Consider the following 17206-nt stretch of genomic DNA (forward strand, 5'->3'; position numbering starts at 1 on the left):
CGCTGCTTCTGGACGCTCTTTCCTTCAACTTACCTTAGAAAGCACACCGTGAAAATCACCAGTTACCTTTACCAGGGCCAGCCCGGCTGGGGCGTGGCCAGCGAGGCCGGCGTCCTGCCCCTGCAGTCGGCGCAGTACCCGACGCTGCTCAGCGCGCTGCAGGCCGGCAAGCTTGACGAGATCGCCGCCACGCCCGTGTCAACAAACGCCGTGCCGCTGGACGCCATCGAATTCCTGCCGGTGATACCGGTGCCTGGCAAGATTTTTTGCGTGGGCCACAACTACGAGGCGCACCGCATCGAGACCCAGCGCGACCCGACCCAGCACCCGCTGCTCTTCATGCGCGTGGCCGAATCGCAGACGGCGCACCGCCAGCCCATCCTGATGCCGGCCGAATCGACGCAGCTGGACTACGAAGGCGAGATCGCCGTCGTCATCGGCAAGGCCGGCCGGCGCATCCGCGAAGCCGACGCCTGGAATTACGTGGCCGGCTACAGCGCCTACAACGACGGCTCGGTGCGCGACTGGCAAAAACACACGCTGCAGTTCACCGCCGGCAAAAACTTCAGCGGCACCGGCAGCTTCGGCCCCTGGATGGTCACGCGCGGCGAGATCGCCGACGGCGAGGAACTCACGCTGGAAACCCGTCTGAACGGCCAGGTCATGCAGCACACCACCACGGCGTCGATGATCTTCAGCATCCCGGTGCTGATCGAATACATCTCCAGCTTCACTTCGCTGCAACCGGGCGACGTGATCGTGACCGGCACGCCGGGCGGCGTCGGCGTCAAGCGCACGCCGCCGGTGTGGATGAAACCGGGCGACGAGGTGGAGATCGAGGTCAGCAAGGTGGGCGTGCTTTTCAACACCATCGCGGCCGACGCCACGCGCTTCTGAGATGGCGGCCGCCCTTGAACTGAGCCTGCTGGCCGCCGAAGAGGCAAGGCGGCTGGCGATGCTGGCCGCGGACACGGCTGCGCTGGATGCGTTGCTGTCGGATGCGCTGGCCTACACGCATTCGACCGGCGTGACGGACGGCAAAGCCAGCTACCTGCAACTGCTGGCCGGCGGCGCGCTGCGCTACGAAACGCTGGAGTTCGCGGCGCCGCAAGCGCGGCTGCTGGGGACGGGAACAACGGGCCTGGTCACTGCGGTGATGCGGGCCACGATCCTCAAGGGCGACGTCCGCCGCGAGATTGCCAGCAGCTACCTGGCGGTGTGGGAGCACACGGCGTCAGGCTGGGTGCTGCAAGCCGTGCAGGCCACCGCCTTGCCCGCCAAAACACCATGAGCGCCACAACACCCGCCCCGGCCCTGGCCCGGCAACTGGTGCTGGCCAACCGCATCCTGTATGCGCGCGGCGTGGTGGACGGCTTCGGCCACGTCAGTGTGCGCCAGCCCGGCAATGAAGCGGTTTTTCTGCTGTCCCGCAGCCGCGCGCCGGCGCTGGTCGAAGAAGCCGACATCGGCTGCTACGGCCTGGATGGTGAGCCGCTGGGCGCCATTACCGGCAAGCCTTACCTGGAGCGTTTCATCCACAGCGAGATCTACCGCGCGAGACCCGAGGTGATGGCCGTGGTGCACAGCCACTCGCCGCGCGTGATTCCCTTCGGCATCACCGGCCAGCGCTTGCGGCCGGTGTTCCACATGTCGGGCTTCCTCGGCAGCGGCTCGGCGCATTTCGAGATACGCGACACGGCGGGCGACAGCGACCTGCTGATACGCAGCCCTGCCCTGGGCAAGGCGCTCGCCGCATCGCTGGGCGATTGCGCCTGTGTGCTGATGCGCGGCCACGGCAGCACGGTGGTGGGCGGCTCGCTGGAGCATGCCGTTTACCGCGCCGTGTATACCGAGGTCAACGCGGGCCTGCAGGCCGCCGCCATGGCCCTGGGCACTGTCACCTACCTGACCGACACTGAAGCCGGCCTGGCCGCCGCCGCCAATGACGCGCAGATCCCGCGCGCCTGGGCGCTGTGGCAGCATGAACTTTGATTGAATCCTGTTTTTTGACCCAACCCCTGGAGAGCAACGCATGAAACTGAAGCTGACATCCCTCCTGAAGACCTGCGCCCTCGCACTGGCCTGCCATGCGCTGGCAACGCCCGCGGCGCTGGCCCAAGCCTGGCCGGCCAAATCGGTGCGCATCATCGTGCCTTACGGCACGGGCGGCGGCGCCGACATCCTGGCGCGCCAGCTGGGCGCCAGCCTGCAGCAGGCCTGGGGCCAGGGCGTGGCGGTGGAAAACCGCACCGGCGCATCCGGCAACATAGGCTCCGAAGTCGTGGTGAATTCGCCGGCCGACGGCTACACCCTGCTGCTGCAGAACAGCACCATGGTGGTCAACATGGGCCTGGGCATGAAACTCAATTACGACCCGGAAAAAGACCTGACGCCCATCATGCTGCTGGGCATCACGCCCATCGCACTGGTGGCCCACCCCAGCCTCAACGTCAAGAACCTCAAGGAGCTGCAGGACTACGCCAAGGCCAACCCCGGCAAGCTCAGCTACGGCTCCTGCGGCGTGGGCACGCCCATGCATTTCGTGATGGAGCTCATCAAGCAGAAGACCGCGCTGGACGCGGTGCACGCCGGCTACAAAGGCTGCGCGCCCGTGGTGCCCGACGTGGTGGGCGGCCAGATCCCGCTGGCCATCCTGAGCGCCAACCTGGCCGCCCCCTACGCCAAATCGGGCCGGCTCAACGTGATCGGCGTGGCCAGCCAGAAGCGTTATTCGCTGCTGCCCGACACCCTCACTTTTGAAGAGCAAGGCCTCAAGCCGCTGGATTTTTCCACCTGGTTTGCGCTGATGGGACCGGCCAAAATGCCGCCGGCCGTCGTCAGCAAGATCGTCGCCGACGTGCAGAAGGTGCTGGCCGACCCTGCCGTGCAGTCGCGGCTGTCGAATGCGGGGGTGGAGCCCTATGCGGGCAATGGCGCGGCGGTGGTGAAGCTGATCCGTTCCGACAAAATCCGCTACGAACAGCTGGCCAAGGCAGCCAACATCAAGCCTGAATAAGCGCCTTTAGCGTTGGCTTAGCTGCAGCGCACCCAGCATGCGCTGCAGCGGCTGGGTTTCGGGCAGCACGTAAACAATGCCGCGGCTTTTGCCCAAAGCGGGGCCGACGACGTTCTCGTAAAAGCTGACCGGCACCACCACGCAGCCCATGGAAATGCGGTTGTCGTCAGGTGTGTCGGAGGCCAGCCGCTCCGCGCGGCGTTCGGCTGCCGGCGCAGGGCGCAGGCGGTGGATGGCGAGCTTGGACGCGTAGTCTATCCACACGATCGCTTCGCCCTGCAGGTTGTGGCCGGGTTCGGAGACAAAGCGGCCCGCGGGCGTGGTGCGCTCAAAGTCGCGCAGGCTGGCCACGCTGCGCTGGGCCATGCCGGGCACGGTCTCATCGCCGGTCGCCAGGCCCGTCAATGCAGGCGATGCGCCGCGCAGTTGCCCATCGGCCTCGAACACAAAAATACGCCCGCCTTTTTTATCGACGATGACAAAAGGCAGGCCCTGGTTGTCGTGCGCGTCCAAGACCCAGCGCAAGGCCTGGCTTGCATCCACAGAGACGGACACCTGGGACATGCCGGCATGGGAATTCGCGGTGACGGGGGCTGCGGTATCGGCGTAAGGTGCGAGCGGCGCGGCGAAGGAGAGCAACGGGCCGGCGGCAAAAAGCGCGATAAGTGCCATGCATGCCGTGCGTGCTTGCTTCTTGCCTTTGAACAACATTCGGATCCTGTGCCTTTGCGCCGTTGAGTGCGCGAACGCACATGAAAAAACCGGGGGTGCCATCTCTTAACGCGCCCGGTCGTTAGTTGCACCATGTTAACGATGCAAGCAATTGTGCTCAACGGAAAAACCCTGAACCCGCTCGGAAGCTCGCTAGCATTTGGATAGCAACGACTTCTTTCACTGCAAAGGGGTTCTCGTATTTCAGGCCGTCACGGCGTGCCGCCGGCAAGCATGTAACAGTCGCATTCGTCGGACTTATTCCCGTAAAAAGATGCGGGCGCGCAACACCCGGCGAACACTGCGGCAGCGCCCGTTACAAGTTACACGTCCCGGGAGAGGAGTCCCGTCACTTCTCGCCAGGTTTGAGCTTTTGCGTGGCGACGCCTCCAGCCTGCACATCAAAGCCCCGCTTCGCAAGCTGCATCAGTTGCCGCCGGCCCTTGGCATCCGTCGTGCGCCATGCCGCGCGAGCCAGTTCGATGAATGCATTCTCGGCCGGGTTGATGGCATCGCCGCCATGGTCCTCGTCCATCCAGCCCTTTGGCTTTCCCGACTTGCTTTCGATCTGGGCGGCCGCGGCGTCGCCGATGTTCCGGCCTGAACCCTGGGCGTCTCCCTTGAACTGGCTCAGGCCGCCGGCGCTCAGGCCGAGTTCTATCGCAAGCCTGCCCAGCATGCCGACCGGTGATCCACCGGCAGCCAGTTCCCTTTCGCTGTATTCACGAATGATGATCAGCAGGTTGTTGCGGCGGGTGCGGTTGATGTCCAGTGAATTCATGTGACCTGATTGCAACAGCCCGGTTTATTTTTCGGCGGTGCGTTGACGAAGACGTAAAAAGATTTTACATTACCTTCCATTGCTACTTTGACATCAACCCTTTAACGCCTTCCACGCACCCATCATGAAACCGATAGCCGCCATCGCAAGACACAACACCCCCGCTTGGGGCGGTGTTGGCGTGCGCCGCCTTGACGTTCATGCGGGTCCATGTGATGGGCAGAGTCCATTCGCATCCTCGATTTTGCGGACAGCCCTGCCCATGCAGGAGCGCGATGAGGATTGCACACCACCGGGAGAAGGCAGCGCCTGAGCGTACCTTCTGAATCTCTGACACCCAGAGGCCCGGTATCCGCAAGGAACCGGGCCTTTTTGTTTTCCCCTGACGGTGATCGTGCCGTCTGTGCGCTGCAAGCGCGGGGCCCTTTAAAAATCAGCAGCGGGACAGCAGCCAACTACTGGATGGCGGCGAGTCCCGCAAGAAAAAGCGGACATGGCTCAGGAGGCAGAGCGTGAGCCTTCGAGGCTCAATGTCGTCGGTTCGAAGCCGTCTGTCCGCTCCATTTCGGGTGTGCCTGTTTCACATCACCTGCGCGAAACCGGGGAGACGGTTTGGTGGCGTGTGTGCCGGCAACCGGGGTTCATGGCCCCGGAGATGCGGTGCAGCGGGAGATCCCGGCCGGCTTTCATGCCGTCCGCCCGCATGCGGGTACAGCCGAAATGGATTTTATTTTTTGTCACGTTCGTCTAGCTGGCTCAGGACACAAGATTTTCATTCTTGTAGACAGGGGTTCGAATCCCCTACGTGACGCCAATTCCAGTTGTGAATAAAAGGAGCGCAGTGCCCGAAAGGGCGTAGTGCGGAAACCGGCCTCAAAGATAGGGTGGCACCGGAACTCGTAACCGGAGATTTTTTGGAAGATTGGCCGAGAGCTCTAGACCTGCTCACGGCCTGCAGATTATTTCGGTTGCATAGCTCAGTGGCAGAGCAACGGGCTCATAACCCGCCGGTCGTTGGCTCAATCCCAACTGCAACCACCAAAGCACCAGGTGCACATTTTTTCTCGCGTTAGCTCAGTCCGGAATCAGAGCATCTGCCTACGAAGCAGAGGGTCGGAAGTTCAAATCTTTCACGCGAGGCCATTTGATTTTTTCATTTTGCGGGTCTGTTAGCTCAGCTGGTAGAGCACTTCCCTGTCGAGGATGTGGTCGCGGGTTCGATTCCCGCACAGGCCGCCAGTATTTTCATGGGTGCGTAGCTCAAGCAGGCAGAGCAGCGGTCTCCAAAACCGAAGGCTGGAAGCTCGATTCTTCCCGCGCCTGCCAGTATTTTCCGGCGGTGTACCCAAGTGGCCGAAGGGAGCGGATTGCAAATCCGCGTGCGTCTGCACACGTCAGTTCGAATCTGACCACCGCCTCCAGCCAGCTCATCGGCGCCTGTAGCTCAGCCCGGACAGAGCACCGGATTTCTACCCCGGCTTGTCGGCCGTTCGAATCGGCCCAGGCGCGCCACTTTCCCCACATCAACCACCTCAAGGAGATTGTCATGACAGCCAAAACCACAGCGGCCTCCAAGAGGTCTGTGAAGCCCCGCAACCGCATTGTTCGCGCCTTGCTGGGCGGCATTATTGCCGCCGGCGCCGGGCGGCACAGCCACGCCCTGCATAAACGCAGGCAGGCACGCGACGATCGCGACCTGGATCAGCGCGTCCGCGAATGCGGGGAGTGGTAAGCGGTTTCTTTCCCTGGCGCAAGCTCAGCCGGTCGCGCAAGGCCGTTCATCACCTCGTTCACGTTTTTCCGTTTCCGGTGCAAGTGGCGCAGTTGGCAGCGCAGCGGGATGTGACCCCGCGGGTCACCGGTTCGAGTCCGGTCTTGCACCCCATCCATCATTCAACAATTCAACTCAGGAGGCTTTGATGCACCACGTTCTTCAGCTCGACATCCAGGGAACGCCCCAGGCCTGGATCACGGCTGAAGAGGCGGCCCTGCACTACGCCACCGGCAGCGTCGCCTGGGAGCAAGGCGGCACGCCGCTCGTGACGCTGCGGGGCGGCTGGAATGTCGCGCGCGGCCGCCAGTCCACGCCGGTGATTCACCCCATCATCGCGCTGCGCGGCGCGCCCCGCCGCAATCTCCACAACGTGATACCTGCTGTCACCAAGCCCAAGCTGCTGCGCCGTGACCGCTGTACCTGCGCCTATTGCGCCCAGGTTTTCCTGGAAAAGGATCTCGAAGCCGAGCACATCCTTCCGCAAAGCAAAGGCGGGCGGTACTCATGGACCAACCTGGTCAGCGCCTGCCGCCATTGCAACGGCAGGAAGAAAGACCGCACTCCCGAGCAAGCCGGAATGCCGCTGGTGTACCTGCCCTATGTGCCGAGCCGCTACGAAGACTTCCTGCTGCGCGGGCGCAATGTTCGAGCCGACGTGCACGAATGGCTGTCCGCAAGGCTGCCGAAGGGCTCCAGGCTGAATTGATCCATCTGCCAAAGCGGCGCATTGCGAAAGCAGTGCGCCGTTTTTTTATTCTGGAAGCGGTAGCACGCAGAAAACCAGGGGGCCAATTACGCGGAGCCGCCCTGCCTGAGCGCCAGCGCATGCGCCGCCGGAAACACCTCGGCCAGCGGCTTGACCTCCGGCAGCACATAGACCACGCCGTAGCTGGCGTTGAAGGCCGGCTTGAGCACGTTTTCAAAAAATGCGACGGGCATGTTGATGCAGCCGTAGGAAATGCGGTTGTCTTCGGTGGTGGGCGAGGCCAGGCGTTCCAGGCGGCGCTCCTTGGGCTCCAGCGTGCGCACGCGGTGCATGGAGACGGCCGCGTCGTAATCGACCCAGACCACGTCCTCGCCTGTGGCGTTGCGCCCGGGCTCGCCCAGGAAGCGGCCGGCGGGCGTGGTGCGCTCCTCGGGCAGCACCTGGGCGATGGGCCGCCCGCCTATGCCGTCCACCGAGTCGTCGCCGCGCGCGGCGCCTATCAGCACCGGCGTGGCACTGCGCAGCTTGCCGGAGGGCTCAAAGACAAACACCTTGGTGTTGGCCTTGTCGAGAATCACAAAAAAGAGTTTGCGGTTGTCGCCCGAAGTGACGACCCAGTTGGCCACCTGGCGCGCGTCCTCGGAGGCGCTTTCGCCGCCGAAATCGGCGACGCGCGGCGTTTGCTGCATCGCAGCCTGTGCGGCTTGCGCGCTGTAAACAGGCCTGACCTGGTGCGCGCGAAAAATCGGCAGGAACAGTACCGCCACGGCGGCGCCCCACAGCACGCCCTGCTTGAGGCCGTCGAGGATGTCCGCGCGTGTGTCCTCCGACGGCGCGCCTTCGCGCGCGGGCCGCCTGGAAAAATGAAACAGGTTCTGGAAGCGGTGAAAAAAGCTTTGCATGGCGCGGACGCCGTCAGAATGAAAACGCCCCGGGAACCGCCGCATGGTGAAACGCGGTGGCCGCCCGGGGCGGGATCACACAAAGGTGCATGACGTCCCTGGCTTAGTTGCGGTCAGCCTGGGCGGGACGCTCGGCCTGGAAGCCCGTGGTGTCCGTGGTGGTGCCGGCCGAGTTGCTCATGGTGCTGGGCGTGCTTGGCGAGGTCGCAGGTGAGGAGGCGTCGGAGTTCGTGACCTGGTTTTGCGATGGCAGGGCGCTCGTGCCGGTCGCCGTGGTGGACTGGGTGGCGGGGTCAGGGGTCTGGGCGTAAGCCATACCGATGGCGCCTACAACAGCTGCTGCGGCGAAGGCGGATGCCAGGGTCTTGGATGCTTTCATGTTTAACTCCTTGGGTCATGCCCATCACAGGCAATCGGGTTGGTAAATCGCTGGCGGTATTGCCAGCTAAGTTCAATTTACGAAAAGGAGTGGTGGCGTTTCGTCGGCCTCCTACAGCGCGCCATGTAGGACAAGCGAGGTCACGAAATGCTACGAGCGACACAGGTTGACGCATGAAGGCCGCGCGCACGCGCGTGAATCGGGCGGTGCGCCGCAAGGGGCACGGCGCTCATTCGTTGGGGTTGTTGCCCTTGATGCCATGCGCCGCCTTGATGGCGAGCTGGAGTTTTTCAAGCTCGTCGATGAGCGCATCTATCTTCGCGAAGTCCTTCTCGGGCGCGGCCTGCAGGGCTTCCAGCTGCGCGCGCAGGCGCGCGTAATCGGCTTCCAGGCGGGCGGCCTTCATGCAGGCACCGCGCCGGGCTTGAGGCTGGTGTTGATCGCCGCGCGCCTGTCGGGGCTGTTGCCCGCCGCGGTCTTGGGCGCGGCGGTGAAAAGGTCGACCTGCGGGTCATCCACGCTGCGCGGGCCGTACTGCAGGTCGGGGCCGACCAGGCGTTGCAATTCACCGTAACCCGTGGCCAGCGCCGTGTCGTACGCGGCGAAGCTGATGTCGGAGCAGGACACCGATTCGAATTCCGTAGGCTTGCCGCGGCTTTCAAGAATGCGCCAGACGAATTCGCCGGGCGCGGTTTCCTCGACGGTCAGGGCCAAAGAGCGCAGGGGTGCACTGAGTTGTGCATTGACCAGGGTGGATTGGGTCATGGAAAAAATTCCTCAAAAAATCCGGCCGCGCCGGGTGTGGTGACGGGTGTGGGCATTGCAGCGCAGCTTGAGCGCGGCAAAAAATATCAAGGGAGTGAAACGTAACTTTCGGCGACGCGGCCGGTCGCGGCGGAGAGCATGGGGAAAAAGGCGGCACGCATGAAAAGCCGGTGTCGACAGAGCCGCTCGGGCCGGTGTCCGGTTTCATCTTTGCGGGGGCGTCGGGTTCCATATCGGTCTTTTTGGTCACGCCAGTTTACGCACGGAAATATGACAACTTGCGGTGATTAGTACCGGAAAAATGTAGGAGAACGCCGACAGGCGCTGCGGTGCCCGGGGTAATGCCGTCAACTGAAATGGTTATATTGCAGGCATGGCCAGCCTTGCATCGTGCACAGCGGCGGCCCGACCCAAGAACCCCATGAAAAGCCTCTACAAATACTTCTTTCGCGGCCTCATCACCATCCTGCCCGTGGCGCTGACGGTCTACCTGCTCTACATCTTCCTGGCGTGGATGGAAACTGCGGCGCTGTGGGTACTGCGGCCGCTCATCGGCAGCTTTTACATTCCGGGCCTGGGCCTGGTGTTCGGCGTGCTGAGCATCCTGGTGATCGGCTACCTGGTCTCCAAACAAAGCGTGCGCAAGCTGCTGTCTTTCGCCGAGCTGCCCTTCACCAACCTGCCGGTCGTCAAAAGCATCTACTCCTCGCTCAAGAGTTTTGCCGACTACTTTTCCCCTTCGGGCAAGCAGGGTGAGCAAAGCGTGGTGATCCTGCGCATGCCGGGCAATGCCATGGAAATCGTCGGCCTGATCACGCGCCGCAGCTTTGCCGACCTGCCGGCGGGTTTCCTGCCCGGCGAGCGCGTAGCGGTGTATTTGCCCATGGGTTACATGATAGGCGGCTACACGGTGTTCGTGCCGGCCGACTGGGTGCAGCCCATAGACATGTCGGTGGAGGAAGCCATGCGTTCCTCGCTGATCGCCTGGATGGCGCGCCCGCCCGCCCAGGGCGCCGGCGGCAACCACTCCTGAGGCTTTTCACCCCCCCGGCGGGGTACGTAAAGGTTTGTGATCTGTGGTTTCCCACATGGACAAATTGTGCGGCAGGGCTATATTGAAGCCGTCATTCACAAACGCGCATCCGCGGATGCGACCCGGCCATGACAAATACAACGACAACAGAGACAACACGCCGCAAGCCGCCCCTTTACAGGTCGCTCTACTTCCAGGTGATCTGCGCCGTGATAGCCGGCGTGCTGCTGGGGCACTTCTACCCCGAGGCCGGCAAGCTCATGAAGCCGCTGGGCGACGGCTTCATCAAGCTGATCAAGATGATGATCGCGCCCATCATCTTCTGCACCGTCGTGATCGGCATCGCCGGCATGGAGGACATGAAGAAGGTCGGCAAGACCGGCGGCCTGGCGCTGCTGTACTTTGAAGTCGTCAGCACCTTCGCGCTGATCATCGGGCTGGTCCTCGTCAACGTGTTCAAGCCGGGCCAGGGCATGAACGTCGACGTCTCCACGCTGGACACCAAGGCCATCGCGGCCTATACCGGCCCCGGCAAGATGGTTGGCACCACCGACTTCATCATGAACATCATCCCGACCACCGTGGTCGATGCCTTCGCCAAGGGCGAGATCCTGCAGGTGCTGCTGATCGCCGTGATGTTCGGCTTCGCGCTGCACCGCTTCGGCGGGCGCGGCACGCTGGTGTTCGACTTCGTCGAGAAAACCTCGCACGTGCTGTTCACCATCGTCGGCTTCATCATGCGGGTGGCGCCCATAGGCGCTTTCGGCGCGATGGCCTTCACCATAGGCGCTTACGGCGTGGACAGCCTGGTGTCGCTGGGCAAGCTGATGGCGGCTTTTTACGCGACCTGCCTGATCTTCATCTTCGTGGTGCTGGGCACCATCGCGCGCGTGCACGGCTTCAGCATCTGGAAGTTCATCAAGTACATCAAGGAAGAGCTGCTGATCGTGCTGGGCACGTCCTCGTCCGAGTCGGTGCTGCCGCGCATGATGGAAAAGATGGAGAACCTGGGCGCGAAGAAAACCACCGTGGGCCTGGTGATCCCGACCGGTTACTCCTTCAACCTGGACGGCACCTCGATCTACCTCACGATGGCGGCGGTGTTCATCGCGCAGGCCACCAACACGCCGATGACGCTGATGCAGGAAATCACGCTGCTGGCGGTGCTGCTGCTCACCTCCAAGGGTGCGGCCGGCATCACCGGCAGCGGCTTTATCGTGCTGGCCGCCACGCTGTCGGCCGTGGGCACGGTGCCCGTGGCCGGGCTGGCGCTGATCCTGGGCATAGACCGTTTCATGTCGGAAGCGCGGGCGCTGACCAACCTGATCGGCAACGGCGTGGCCACCATCGTGGTCGCCAAATGGACGGATGAGCTAGACACGGACAGGCTCAAGGCCGGGCTCAACAACGAGACCTGGGTGGAGGCCCAGGAACCCGAGGTGCTGGTCAACCAGAAGACCGAGCACATGGCAACCGGCCGCCACTGAAACACATCACAAGCCGCCAATAAAAAAGCCCGGCAGGCGGAGAAAACTCCACCTGCCGGGCTTTGTGTTTTTCGCCGGCGAACGCCGGTTTTAGCGGGACTGGCGCGGCGCCGGGCCCGGGCCGCGGCCTGCGATGTGGCGGAAGGTGATGCGGCCTTTGCTCAGGTCGTAAGGCGAGAGCTCCAGCGACACCTGGTCGCCCGCAAGAATGCGGATGTGGTTCTTGCGCATCTTGCCCGAGGTGTAAGCCACAAGCTTGTGGCCGTTGTCGAGCGTGACGCGAAAGCGCGAATCAGGCAACACTTCGTCGACCAGCCCATGCATTTCAATCAGTTCTTCTTTGGCCATGATGTAACTCCTAGGGAATTGAAAAAATTGTCCGTGATGTCTGTTGTAAGGGCTGGCAAGGCTTTATGCGCAGGCCGGCGTCGAACGCTCGTGGATCCAGCCCAGGGCGTGTTCCGTCGCGTAATGCACGGCCGCGGCCGCGCTGTCAAAGAGGCCGCTGAAGCGCATCACGCGGTCGTGCGTGGCGCTGCCGCGTCCGGAGCGGATGGAGACCGATGCAGCGTAGCGTTCGCCTTGCTGCTTGGCCAGTGGTGAGACAAGGTACTTGCCCACCGCGATTTTGGTGTGATCTACGTTCATAAAAAGTCCGTGCCGGGTTATGTGTCCCGGCTTGATAAATAAGGAGTAATCGGCTTGCGAGCAAGCCGGCGGGTGTTCGGTGTCCACCCGCCTGGCCTTTGTCAGGGGCTGGGCTGGTTGAGCCATGCGTGGGCACTGTCGGGAATAGTGCTCGCCGGGAAAACGGAACAGTGTTGAGAGGTTCAGCGCTGTATGGGCACTGAAAACACTGTGGATTCGGGCTCTGGGAAGCGCCGCAATTGAGAAGGAAACCTGTTGGGAAAAGGCTTCGATGTAAAAAGCTGATGCTTTACCGAAGCTGCTATTGTAACCGCCCGGCGCAAACCGCGCCTTTTCCCCGGTTGGACTGGATTCTGGGGGGCGCTCACCCCTCAAACTGGGGATGGAGCTGGCGGATCCGGTTCATCGCCATACCCGCAGCAGCGGTGCGGGTTTCCACGCCCAGCTTGGCGTAGACGCGCTCCAGGTGCTTCTTCACGGTGGCCGGGCTGGAGCCCAGGATGTCGCCGATGTCGCGGTTGGTCTTGCCTTTGACGACCCAGTAGAGCACCTCGGCCTCGCGGGCCGTGAGCTTGAAGCTCAGGCTCATGGCCTCGACCACCGCATCGTCGGAAATCTCGCGCATCACGATCAGCCAGTCGCCGCTGCCGCCGGCCCCGCCCTCGGCATCACCGGTCTGCTGGTGCAGCCGGAAGGTCAGCCGGCGCGGCCCCTGCTCCACCGCCAGGCGCGGCGGCTCGATCTGGCGTTCGGCGTCCGCCATGTGGCGGCGCAGCCAGGCCAGCACGGGCTCAGGCGTCTGCGGCGCGGAGGTGCCGTAGTAGCGCATCAGCAGGTCGCGCGCCAGCGGCGTCTGCCAGACCAGCCGGCCGTCGGCCGCCCCGCCCATGCGCACCGTGATGCTGGCATAGCCAAACGCGTCCAGCGCATTGCGCGCCTGGCCGGCCTGGCGCGCCTCCTGGCGGGCACGGCGGGCGCCTTGCAGGTGCACGCCCATGCGCGCCATCACTTCCTTGGGCTTGATCGGTTTGGTGACGTAGTCGACGCCGCCGGCCTCCAGGGCGGCCACAAGGTGCTCGGTTTCCGTGAGGCCGGTCATGAAGATGATGGGAATGTGGGTGGTCTCGGCCATGGCTTTCAGGCGCTTGGCGACTTCAAAGCCGTCCATGCCGGGCATCATGGCGTCCAGCAGCACGATGTCGGGCCTGGCCTGCAAGGCGCGCTGCAGCGCCGCCTCACCATTTGTGGCCACCAGCACGGTGTAGCCCGATTCATCGAGCGCGTCATGCAGCACCGAGAGGTTGTCGGGCACGTCGTCGACGATGAGCACGACGTCGCTGTTGGCCCGGTCCAGCGTGTGGTCCAGGCTGCGGTTTGGCGGATTCAGTGTGGCGGGGGAATCTTCAAGCACGCTGCTCATGGCGGCCCTCCTGGTTGGCGAGCTGGCGGCCCATGGCCTCGAACTGGAACTGCCGCGCCAGCACGCGCATGTCATCGACGAATGCGGCGGTGTCGGGCTGGTGCCGTTCGATGTCGGCCAGCGTGTTCATGATGCCGCGGTAAAAGCCCAGCGTCACCACCTCCTGCAGCGCGGCCAGCTGCGCGGCGTCCGGCAACACGCGCAGCGCGGGCGCCGGCGCGGGCGAGGCCTCGGCCGCCTCGTCATAGCGCCAGGTGAGCGCCAGGCGGCGCTCCAGCCAGGCGATCAGTTCGGTGTGGCGCACGGGCTTGAGGATGAAGTCCTCGGGCAGGATGCCGGCGTCGTTCTCCATGCCCTTGTCAAAGGCATTGGCCGAGACGATGGCCAGGTGGATTGCCTCATGGCCGGAGCCGCGCACGCGGCGCAGCGTCTCCCAGCCATCTATGCCCGGCATGGCCAGGTCCATGAAGATCACGTCGGGCTGGTAGCCGGCGGCCAGCAGGTCCAGGCAGTCGTGGCCGCTGGCGGCGGTGCGCAACTCAAAGCCCATGGGTTGCAGCAATTGCACCAGCAGTTCGCGGTCGGGCTCTTCGTTGTCGACCACCAGCAGCTTGCGGCGCGGGCCTTCGTAGCCGCGCGGCCGGCGCCGCGCCGGCTGCGTGATCGCTTCCTTGGCGGCGCCCGCCGGCAGATGCACCTCGGGCAAAAACAGGCGGATGCGGAAGATCGAGCCCTCGCCCGGCGTGCTGACCACCGTCATCTCGCCGCCCATGAGGTCGGTCAGCATCTTGGCGATCGTCAGGCCCAGGCCGGCGCCCGGCGTGCCCGCGGCGCTCTGGCCCGCCGCGGCGCCGCGCGCGAAGGGCTCGAAGATGCGCGCAAGTTCGGCCTCGCGCATGCCGGGGCCGGTGTCTTCGATGTCGATGTAGGCCATCTCGCGCGCATGGCGCAACCGGAAAGTCACTTGCCCCTGCACCGTGAACTTGATGGCATTGCCCAGCAGGTTGATGAGGATTTGCCGCACGCGCTTTTCGTCGGCGCGCACGAGCTCGGGCAGGTTGCCGCTGGCCTCGAAGTGGAAAGCCAGGCCCTTGGCCGCGGCCTGCAGCTCGAACATGCCGGCCATCTCATGCACACAATCGGCGAAGTGCATGGGCTTGACGTTGAGCGTGAGCTTGCCGGCCTCGATGCGCGCGATGTCCAGCGTGCCTTCGATCAGCGACAGCAGATGTTCGCCGCCGCGCTTGATGACGCTGACGGCCTGCTTTCGGTGCGGCGGGATCGCGCTGTCTTCGCCCATGAGCTGCGCATAGCCCAGGATGCTGTTGAGCGGCGTGCGCAGTTCGTGGCTGATGGCGCTGATGTAGCGGCTCTTGGCCTGGTTGGCCTGGTCGGCGTGGTGGCGCGCCTCTTCGGCCACGAGCTTGGCCTGCTGCAGCGCCTCGTCGGTCTGGCGGTGCGATTCGATCTCGCGCATCAGCAGGTGCGTCTGGCGGTTGGACTCCTCCTGCGCGACCTGCCGGCTCTTGTGCGCCAGCACCAGCCACCAGGCGACCAGGCCGGCAATCACCAGCAGCGCCATATAGGCTTTGAGGAAACCCGACTTCAGGGCCGGCTCGGACGGCGCCAGGTCCGTCAGCGCGCTGAGCTCCTGGTGGTAGAGCAGGCCGAACACGCTGGCCAGCAGCGGCACGATGATCAGCATCAGCAGCAGGAAGTGGCCCAGGCCCGTATCAAGGTAGGGCCAGGCGCGGCGCGGCAGCAGCCAGCGCAAGGTGGCAGACCACTGCGCCGACAGGCTCGCATGCGGCTTGCACAGGTCGCCGCAGCGCGCGTCCAGCGTGCAGCACAGCGAGCAGATGGGCCCCTGGTAGGCCGGGCAGTGCGCCATGTCGGGGCCCTCATAGGCGCGCTCGCAGATCACGCATTGCTGGGTGGCATAACGTTTGTAGGCGCCCTCGCCGGCCGCCGGAACCGAACTGCGCGCGATGTAGTACTTGCCCTTGGTGGCCCAGGCGATCAGCGGCGCGGCCACAAAGGCCGTGCCCATGGCGATCACAGCCGAGAAGGCTTGCGCCATTTCGCCGTAAAGCCCCAGGTGCGCGGTGATGGACAGCAGCGAGGCCAGCGCCATGGCGCCCACGCCGACCGGGTTGATGTCGTACAGATGCGCGCGCTTGAATTCGATGCCCGGCGGGCTCAGGCCCAGCGGCTTGTTGATGACCAGGTCGGCCACCACCGCCATCACCCAGGCGATCGCGATGTTGGAATACAGGCCCAGCACGTCGCCCAGCGCCTGGAAGACGTTCATCTCCATCAGCATGAAGGCGATCAGGGTGTTGAACACCACCCACACCACACGGCCCGGGTGGCTGTGCGTGATGCGCGAGAAAAAATTCGACCAGGCCAGCGAACCGGCATAGGCATTGGTCACGTTGATCTTGAGCTGCGACACCACGACGAAGAGCGCGGTGGCCGCCACGGCCATGCCGTAGTGCGGGAACACGTATTCATAAGCGGCGAGGTACATCTGGTTGGGGTCCACCGCGCGGTCCAGCGGCACCATGTTGGAAATCGCCAGGTAGGCCAGGCAAGCGCCGCCCAGCATCTTGACCACACCCAGAAACACCCAGCCCGGCCCGCCCACCAGCACCCCGCCCCACCAGCGCCATCGGTTGGCCGGCGTCTGCACCGGCATGAAGCGCAGGTAGTCGGCCTGCTCGCCCATCTGGGTGATCAGCGCGATGCCCACCGTGAGCGCAGCACCAAATAGGTGCAAATTGAACTCGCCGCCCGTGCCTTTCTCCCCGCCGTAGTGCAGAACGCCGGAAAAGGCACCAGGATCGCGCAGCAGCACAAACACAAAGGGCACGACCAGCATGACCAGCCACAAAGGCTGCGTCCAGACCTGCAGCCGCGAGATGGCGGACACGCCGTGGGTGACCAGCGGGATCACCAGCAATGCGCAGATCAGGTAGCCCCAGCTCGGCGGAATGCCCAGCGCCAGTTCCAGCGCATAGGCCATGACGGCCGCCTCCAGCGCAAAAAAGATGAAGGTGAAGGAGGCGTAGATCAGCGAGGTCAGCGTGGAGCCTATGTAGCCGAAGCCCGCGCCGCGCGTCAGCAAATCCATGTCGACGCCATAGCGCGCCGCGTAGATGCTGATGGGCAGGCCGGCCAGGAAGATGATCAGGCCTGTGGCGACGATGGCCCAGAAGGCATTGGTGAAGCCGTACTTGACCAGCAGCGTGGCGCCCACCGCCTCCAGGATCAGGAAGGATGCCGCGCCGAAGGCGGTGTTGGCGACCCGCCATTCCGACCACTTGCGAAAGCGCTGCGGCGTGAAGCGCAGCGCGTAGTCTTCCATGGTCTCGCTGGCGACCCAGCTGTTGTAGTCGCGCCTGACCTTGATGATGCGTTGCACCGGCGGCGCCTCGCCCGCCAAAGGCGCGGCCACGGCCGCGTCGGGCGGCAGTGGCGGCGGCAGGGGCGTGAGCGGGGCGTCCATGGGGTGGGCAGATGCGCCGGGCGCGGAGTGATTGACCCCTTTCAGGTGCATGTTCTGTGCCATGCGCCCCCGGCCG

Annotated in this window: 18 protein-coding genes and 9 tRNA genes; 17 read left to right on the plus strand and 10 right to left on the minus strand. The window is 64.1% G+C overall.

Annotation, left to right across the window (positions count from 1 at the left end; genetic code table 11):
* Window positions 1–48: 48 nt before the first annotated feature.
* From ACLV74_RS12325 to ACLV74_RS12340, 4 genes are read left to right on the plus strand one after another with little or no spacing between them, the layout of a single operon-like run.
* Window positions 49–897: a fumarylacetoacetate hydrolase family protein gene (locus ACLV74_RS12325; protein WP_411879688.1), complete on the plus strand. Its 849-nt coding sequence runs from the start codon at window positions 49–51 to the stop codon at window positions 895–897.
* 1 nt (window position 898) lies between these two features.
* Window positions 899–1291 (plus strand): DUF4440 domain-containing protein, encoded by a 393-nt coding sequence (locus tag ACLV74_RS12330; protein ID WP_411879689.1) that lies wholly within the window; start codon window positions 899–901, stop codon window positions 1289–1291.
* Window positions 1288–1992: a class II aldolase/adducin family protein gene (locus ACLV74_RS12335; RefSeq protein ID WP_411879690.1), complete on the plus strand. Its 705-nt coding sequence runs from the start codon at window positions 1288–1290 to the stop codon at window positions 1990–1992. Before ACLV74_RS12330 ends, ACLV74_RS12335 begins: the two co-directional genes overlap by 4 nt.
* Window positions 1993–2032: 40 nt before the next feature.
* Window positions 2033–3016, plus strand: coding sequence for a Bug family tripartite tricarboxylate transporter substrate binding protein (locus tag ACLV74_RS12340; RefSeq protein ID WP_411879691.1), 984 nt, complete (start codon window positions 2033–2035; stop codon window positions 3014–3016).
* Between the two features lie 6 nt (window positions 3017–3022).
* Here the strand turns inward: ACLV74_RS12340 and ACLV74_RS12345 are convergent, their stop codons facing one another.
* Together ACLV74_RS12345 and ACLV74_RS12350 are read right to left on the minus strand one after the other, a co-directional pair.
* A complete protein-coding gene (locus ACLV74_RS12345; protein WP_411879692.1) occupies window positions 3023–3688 on the minus strand; it encodes a hypothetical protein in 666 nt (221 codons plus the stop codon).
* A gap of 388 nt (window positions 3689–4076) precedes the next feature.
* Entirely contained in the window at window positions 4077–4508 is a 432-nt protein-coding gene (locus tag ACLV74_RS12350; protein WP_411879693.1) for a hypothetical protein, read from the minus strand.
* A 487-nt stretch (window positions 4509–4995) separates the two neighbouring features.
* Between ACLV74_RS12350 and ACLV74_RS12355 the strand changes: the two genes are divergently transcribed.
* The 11 genes from ACLV74_RS12355 to ACLV74_RS12405 all read left to right on the plus strand — a co-directional run bounded on the left by ACLV74_RS12355 (window position 4996) and on the right by ACLV74_RS12405 (window position 6988).
* Window positions 4996–5071: transfer RNA gene (locus tag ACLV74_RS12355), tRNA-Arg, on the plus strand.
* Window positions 5072–5244: 173 nt separating this feature from the next.
* Window positions 5245–5322 (plus strand) — tRNA-Glu (locus ACLV74_RS12360).
* Between the two features lie 152 nt (window positions 5323–5474).
* A tRNA-Ile gene (locus ACLV74_RS12365) sits at window positions 5475–5549 on the plus strand.
* 22 nt (window positions 5550–5571) lie between these two features.
* A tRNA-Arg gene (locus ACLV74_RS12370) sits at window positions 5572–5651 on the plus strand.
* Window positions 5652–5671: 20 nt separating this feature from the next.
* Window positions 5672–5747 (plus strand) — tRNA-Asp (locus ACLV74_RS12375).
* A 10-nt stretch (window positions 5748–5757) separates the two neighbouring features.
* Window positions 5758–5834: transfer RNA gene (locus ACLV74_RS12380), tRNA-Trp, on the plus strand.
* Between the two features lie 9 nt (window positions 5835–5843).
* A tRNA-Cys gene (locus tag ACLV74_RS12385) sits at window positions 5844–5929 on the plus strand.
* Window positions 5930–5941: 12 nt separating this feature from the next.
* A tRNA-Arg gene (locus ACLV74_RS12390) sits at window positions 5942–6020 on the plus strand.
* A gap of 34 nt (window positions 6021–6054) precedes the next feature.
* Entirely contained in the window at window positions 6055–6240 is a 186-nt protein-coding gene (locus ACLV74_RS12395; protein ID WP_411879694.1) for a hypothetical protein, read from the plus strand.
* A gap of 77 nt (window positions 6241–6317) precedes the next feature.
* Window positions 6318–6393, plus strand: a tRNA-His gene (locus ACLV74_RS12400).
* Between the two features lie 34 nt (window positions 6394–6427).
* A complete protein-coding gene (locus ACLV74_RS12405) occupies window positions 6428–6988 on the plus strand; it encodes an HNH endonuclease (RefSeq protein WP_411879695.1) in 561 nt (186 codons plus the stop codon).
* Between the two features lie 86 nt (window positions 6989–7074).
* Here the strand turns inward: ACLV74_RS12405 and ACLV74_RS12410 are convergent, their stop codons facing one another.
* The 4 genes from ACLV74_RS12410 to ACLV74_RS12425 form a co-directional block, all read right to left on the minus strand.
* A complete protein-coding gene (locus ACLV74_RS12410) occupies window positions 7075–7890 on the minus strand; it encodes a hypothetical protein (RefSeq protein ID WP_411879696.1) in 816 nt (271 codons plus the stop codon).
* A 103-nt stretch (window positions 7891–7993) separates the two neighbouring features.
* Window positions 7994–8269, minus strand: a complete 276-nt coding sequence (locus ACLV74_RS12415; protein ID WP_411879697.1) for a hypothetical protein — start codon at window positions 8267–8269, stop codon at window positions 7994–7996.
* Between the two features lie 229 nt (window positions 8270–8498).
* Complete coding sequence (locus ACLV74_RS12420) at window positions 8499–8675, minus strand: hypothetical protein (protein ID WP_411879698.1); 177 nt, start codon at window positions 8673–8675, stop codon at window positions 8499–8501.
* Window positions 8672–9034, minus strand: a complete 363-nt coding sequence (locus ACLV74_RS12425) for a hypothetical protein (RefSeq protein ID WP_411879699.1) — start codon at window positions 9032–9034, stop codon at window positions 8672–8674. Before ACLV74_RS12425 ends, ACLV74_RS12420 begins: the two co-directional genes overlap by 4 nt.
* Before the next feature lie 421 nt (window positions 9035–9455).
* Between ACLV74_RS12425 and ACLV74_RS12430 the strand changes: the two genes are divergently transcribed.
* Both ACLV74_RS12430 and ACLV74_RS12435 read left to right on the plus strand, forming a co-directional pair.
* On the plus strand, window positions 9456–10067 hold the full coding sequence (locus ACLV74_RS12430; protein WP_411879700.1) for a DUF502 domain-containing protein: 612 nt from the start codon (window positions 9456–9458) through the stop codon (window positions 10065–10067).
* Between the two features lie 128 nt (window positions 10068–10195).
* Entirely contained in the window at window positions 10196–11554 is a 1359-nt protein-coding gene (locus ACLV74_RS12435) for a dicarboxylate/amino acid:cation symporter (protein WP_411879701.1), read from the plus strand.
* A gap of 90 nt (window positions 11555–11644) precedes the next feature.
* Here the strand turns inward: ACLV74_RS12435 and infA are convergent, their stop codons facing one another.
* The 4 genes from infA to ACLV74_RS12455 form a co-directional block, all read right to left on the minus strand.
* Window positions 11645–11902 carry a translation initiation factor IF-1 gene (gene infA / locus ACLV74_RS12440; RefSeq protein WP_011800392.1) on the minus strand — a complete coding sequence of 86 codons (258 nt, stop codon included), beginning with the start codon at window positions 11900–11902 and terminating at the stop codon, window positions 11645–11647.
* Between the two features lie 63 nt (window positions 11903–11965).
* Window positions 11966–12202, minus strand: coding sequence for a hypothetical protein (locus tag ACLV74_RS12445; protein ID WP_411879702.1), 237 nt, complete (start codon window positions 12200–12202; stop codon window positions 11966–11968).
* Window positions 12203–12566: 364 nt separating this feature from the next.
* The gene (locus tag ACLV74_RS12450) at window positions 12567–13622 is read right to left on the minus strand and encodes a response regulator (RefSeq protein ID WP_411879703.1); all 1056 of its coding nucleotides are present in this window, start codon (window positions 13620–13622) and stop codon (window positions 12567–12569) included.
* Window positions 13606–17130, minus strand: coding sequence for an ATP-binding protein (locus ACLV74_RS12455; RefSeq protein WP_411879704.1), 3525 nt, complete (start codon window positions 17128–17130; stop codon window positions 13606–13608). Before ACLV74_RS12455 ends, ACLV74_RS12450 begins: the two co-directional genes overlap by 17 nt.
* Window positions 17131–17206 lie beyond the last annotated feature (76 nt).

This window comes from Polaromonas sp. YR568 (assembly GCF_943369415.1).
Classification (GTDB): domain Bacteria; phylum Pseudomonadota; class Gammaproteobacteria; order Burkholderiales; family Burkholderiaceae_C; genus Polaromonas.